Raw genomic sequence first — 4,059 nt, 5'->3', positions numbered from 1 at the left:
GGTCAACCTGGCTCATGGCAGCTTCTACATGCTGGGCGCCTACCTGGCCTGGTCGCTCAGCACGCTGACAGGAAGCCTCACGCTGGCCATCCTGCTGGGCGCGGTGCTGTCGGTCGTCTTCGGGCTGGCTTTGGAGTGGTTGCTGTTTCGCCATTTCTACCAGCGCGACCACCTGGACCAGGTGTTACTGACCTTCGGCCTGATCTATATCTTTGAAGAAGTGCGCTCCATCCTCTGGGGCGACGATGTCCATGGCGTCACGATTCCCGACCTGCTGGGCGCCTCGATCCCGCTCACCGACAACCTCTCCTACCCGGTCTACCGCCTCTTCATGTCAGGCGTGTGCATCGCGCTGGCACTGGGCCTTCATTTCATGATCTCCAAAACCCGCCTGGGCATGAAGATACGCGCCGGCGCCTTTAACCGCGACATGGCCGAATCGCTGGGCATCAACATCAAGCTGATCCACGCCGTGGTGTTCGCGTTGGGCGTGGGCTTGGCCGCAGTGGCCGGCATGATCGCCGCGCCCGTGGCCAGCGTCTATCCCAACATGGGCTCGCAAGTCCTCATCATGTGTTTTGTGGTGGTGGTCATTGGCGGCATCGGCTCGGTGCGCGGTGCGCTGATTTCCGCCTTGCTGGTCGGCCTGGTCGATACCTTTGGCAAAGTGCTCCTGCCTTCGATGGCGGGCATGCTGGTGTATATGTTGATGGCAGGCGTGCTGCTCTGGAAACCTGAAGGTCTGTTCAAGCAATGAGCTCTGCCAAAGCAAATCTCGAAATCCTGCCGCGCGGCGTGCAGGTGGCGCTGGGCCTGGGTCTGATCGCGCTGGTCGCCTTCCCCTTCGTCGGCACCGACTTCTACACCCAGATGGTCACGCGCATGATGATCATGGCGATCTTTGCCATGAGCCTGGACCTGCTGCAGGGCGTGACCGGTCTGGTGTCGCTGGGCCACGCGGCTTACTTCGGCCTGGCCGGCTATGCGCTGGCCTTTTTAACACCCGCCGGCGAGCCTGTCAGCCTGTGGTGGACCTTGCCTGTGGCCGTGGCGGCCTCTGGCCTGGCCGCCCTCATCATCGGTTTCTTTGTAGTGCGCACGCACGGCATCTACTTCATCATGGTCACCATGGCCTTCGCGCAAATGGTGTTCTACCTCTTCTTCGACAACAAGGCGCTGGGCGGCTCTGACGGGCTGTACGTCAACTTCAAGCCGAGCGCAGCCATCTTCGGCTGGGTGCCCTTCGACCTCGACAAGAAGGTCACGCTCTACTACTTCACGCTCGCGGCCGTGCTGCTGGTTTACGCCTTCTTGCGCCGCCTGCTCTGGAGCCCGTTTGGCCGCACGCTGGCCGGCATACGCGTCAACGAGCACCGCATGCGCGCCATGGGCTTCGGCACCTTCGGCTACAAGCTCTCCGCCTTCACGCTGGCCGGCGCGCTGGCGGGTCTGGCGGGTTACCTGTGGGGTGCGCAAACGGGCTACATCAACCCCGAGCTCATGGGCTTTCACATGAGCGCGCACGCGATCATGATGGTCATTTTGGGCGGCATGGGCAATTTTGCCGGTGCCATCGTTGGCGCGTTCGCCTTTGAGTATTTGCTGCACGTCTTCAAGGACCTGCCGCAAATCGGCAGCGTCAACCTGGGCAAGCACTGGCAGCTGTGGATGGGCCTMTTTATCGTGCTGCTGGTCACGTTTGCGCCGCGCGGCATCCTGGGCTTGGTCGAAAAATTCACCCAGCGCAAGAATAAGGCGGAGGCTGGCCATGAGTGAAGTCCTCCTCAGTGCAAAGAACCTGACAAAACGCTTCGGCGGGTTGGCTGCCGTCAACGACGTATCGGTCGATCTCTGGCGCAACCACATTCACGCCGTCATCGGCCCCAACGGTGCCGGCAAATCCACGCTGACCAACCTGCTCTCTGGCGACTTGCCGCCGACCTCGGGTACGGTCACGCTGGGCGGGCATGACATCACTGGCTGGACACCCGAAAAAATCTCGGGCAAGGGACTGGGGCGCAGCTACCAGAAGACCAATATCTTCCTGCCCTTCAGCGTCTGGGAAAACGTGCGGCTGGCGTCACAGTCGCGTGCGCCGCATGCCGCGCACTGGCTCAAGCGTGCCACGAACTTCGCGGCAGTCAACACCCGCGCCGAAGAAGCGCTGGAACTGGCTGGCCTGCAACACCGCAAGCACAGCAWCGCCGGCACTATCAGCCACGGTGAGCAGCGTCAACTCGAAATCGCCATGACCCTGGCCACCGAGCCGCAGGTGCTGCTGCTCGACGAGCCGCTGGCCGGCATGGGTGTGGCCGAAGCCGAGCGCATGGTCGCCCTGCTGCAGGCCATCAAGAAAAACCACGGCATCCTGCTAGTCGAGCACGACATGGACGCGGTGTTCGCGCTGGCCGACAAGCTCACCGTGATGGTCAACGGGCAGGTGATCGCCAGCGGCACGCCCGCGCAAATCCGCGCCGATGCCGGCGTGCAGGCTGCCTACCTCGGAGAGGAACACTGAGAATATGGCCCCCACGCTTTTCACTTCGAGCCTGCGGCGCGCTGCCCCTTTCACTTCACCAGGGGCTGGCCTTGCTTGGGGCGGCCCGGCGCTGCGGCCCCGCCTGGAGACCTTATGAGCATGGTTGAGAAACAGATCGACATCCTGATCGGCGCCCAGGACATTCACACCTATTACGGCGCCAGCCACGTACTGCGCGGCATAGACTTTCACGTCGCGCGCGGCGAGACCATAGGCCTCATGGGCCGCAACGGCATGGGCAAGAGCACGCTGCTCAAAAGCATCATGGGCCTCGTCAAGCCACGCTCGGGCTCGGTCGCAATCAACGGCAGGCCCATGACGGGCGCCCCGCCCTACGAAATCGCCCGCCTCGGCATCGCCTATGTGCCCGAAGGCCGCGGCATCTTCGGCAACCTCAGCGTGACCGAAAACCTCAAGATGGCGGCGCGCGCCGGCAGACCAGGAAGCGCCGCAGACGGCGTGGGCCGCAGAAACGACTGGACCTACGAGCGCGTGCTGGAGACCTTTCCGCGCCTGAAAGAACGCCTGAACCACGGCGGGCAGCAGCTTTCCGGTGGCGAACAGCAAATGCTGACGATCGGCCGCGCACTGATGACCAATCCCGACGTGCTGATCCTCGACGAAGCCACCGAAGGCCTGGCGCCGCTGATTGCGCGGGACATCTGGCGCATCTGCGGCCTGATCCGAGAGACCGGCATCAGCAGCGTGATCGTCGACAAGAACTGGAAACACGTCACCCAGATTACCGACCGCAATGTCATCCTGGTCAAGGGCCAGGTGGTATTTGAAGGCAGCTCGGCCGAGCTGCACGCCAAACCCGAACTGCTGGCGCAATACCTTGGCGTATGAGCCGGGAGTCACCATCCTGGCATGACTGAAACTTTGGCCGCCCAGAAATGTCCAAGCGCTTTTCCGTCAGTCCCTAGCCGCCGCTGCGGCCGGCTGGCAAAAGTTGGCAAGCCCAAGCGCAGGGCGCCGACGGGCGCACGCAACGCGGCGTCGGCCTGAACGCACAGTTCGCCCGGGAGCGGTCACCATGAAAGTATCACCGGCCACCTCAACGCTGGGCCTCACCGTGCTGGCCATGCTCGCCTTTGCGGGCAACTCGCTCCTGTGCCGCCTCGCACTGCGCAGCACACCGATTGACGCGGCCAGCTTTACAGCCCTTCGCATCGCTTCAGGTGCGCTGGTGCTCTGGCTTTTCATGTGGCGGCGTGGTGTCACGGCGACCGGCAACTGGCCGTCGGCCGGTGCGCTGTTCGTGTACGCTGCCGCATTCTCGCTGGCCTACGTCAGCCTGCCGGCAGCCACGGGCGCGCTGCTGCTGTTCGGCTCGGTGCAACTCACGATGCTGGGCACCGGGCTGGCCCTCGGCGAACGGCTGGACGCCAGGCAAAGCGCCGGCCTGGTAATTGCCGTGGCGGGCCTCATCGCGCTGTTGCTGCCCGGCGCCGCCGCACCAAGCTTGCCATCGGCCTTGCTGATGTTGCTGGCCGGCATGGCATGGGCGGTGTATTCGC

Annotated in this window: 4 protein-coding genes and 2 pseudogenes; all 6 read left to right on the top strand. The window is 63.6% G+C overall.

From position 1 onward, the window contains the following. A partial coding sequence (locus AC1D1P_RS16480; RefSeq protein WP_477673710.1) for a branched-chain amino acid ABC transporter permease occupies window positions 1-757 on the top strand: 757 nt, incomplete at its 5' end. Beyond that, a complete protein-coding gene (locus AC1D1P_RS16475; RefSeq protein ID WP_477669407.1) occupies window positions 754-1,776 on the top strand; it encodes a branched-chain amino acid ABC transporter permease in 1,023 nt (340 codons plus the stop codon). The genes AC1D1P_RS16480 and AC1D1P_RS16475, both read left to right, overlap by 4 nt. Continuing rightward, window positions 1,769-2,287: pseudogene (locus AC1D1P_RS16470) on the top strand (ABC transporter ATP-binding protein); the annotation flags it as partial. The gene AC1D1P_RS16475 and the pseudogene AC1D1P_RS16470, both read left to right, overlap by 8 nt. 15 nt (window positions 2,288-2,302) lie before the next feature. Beyond that, a complete protein-coding gene (locus tag AC1D1P_RS16465; RefSeq protein ID WP_477673711.1) occupies window positions 2,303-2,518 on the top strand; it encodes an ABC transporter ATP-binding protein C-terminal domain-containing protein in 216 nt (71 codons plus the stop codon). A gap of 114 nt (window positions 2,519-2,632) precedes the next feature. After that, on the top strand, window positions 2,633-3,388 hold the full coding sequence (locus AC1D1P_RS16460; RefSeq protein WP_477669405.1) for an ABC transporter ATP-binding protein: 756 nt from the start codon (window positions 2,633-2,635) through the stop codon (window positions 3,386-3,388). Between the two features lie 187 nt (window positions 3,389-3,575). Continuing rightward, a pseudogene (locus tag AC1D1P_RS16455) lies at window positions 3,576-4,059 on the top strand (EamA family transporter); the annotation flags it as partial.

The sequence above is a fragment of the Polaromonas sp. P1_E1_2 genome (assembly GCF_056406035.1).
Note: the sequence above shows the minus strand (reverse complement) of the source record. Positions and strands in the feature narration are given on the sequence as shown.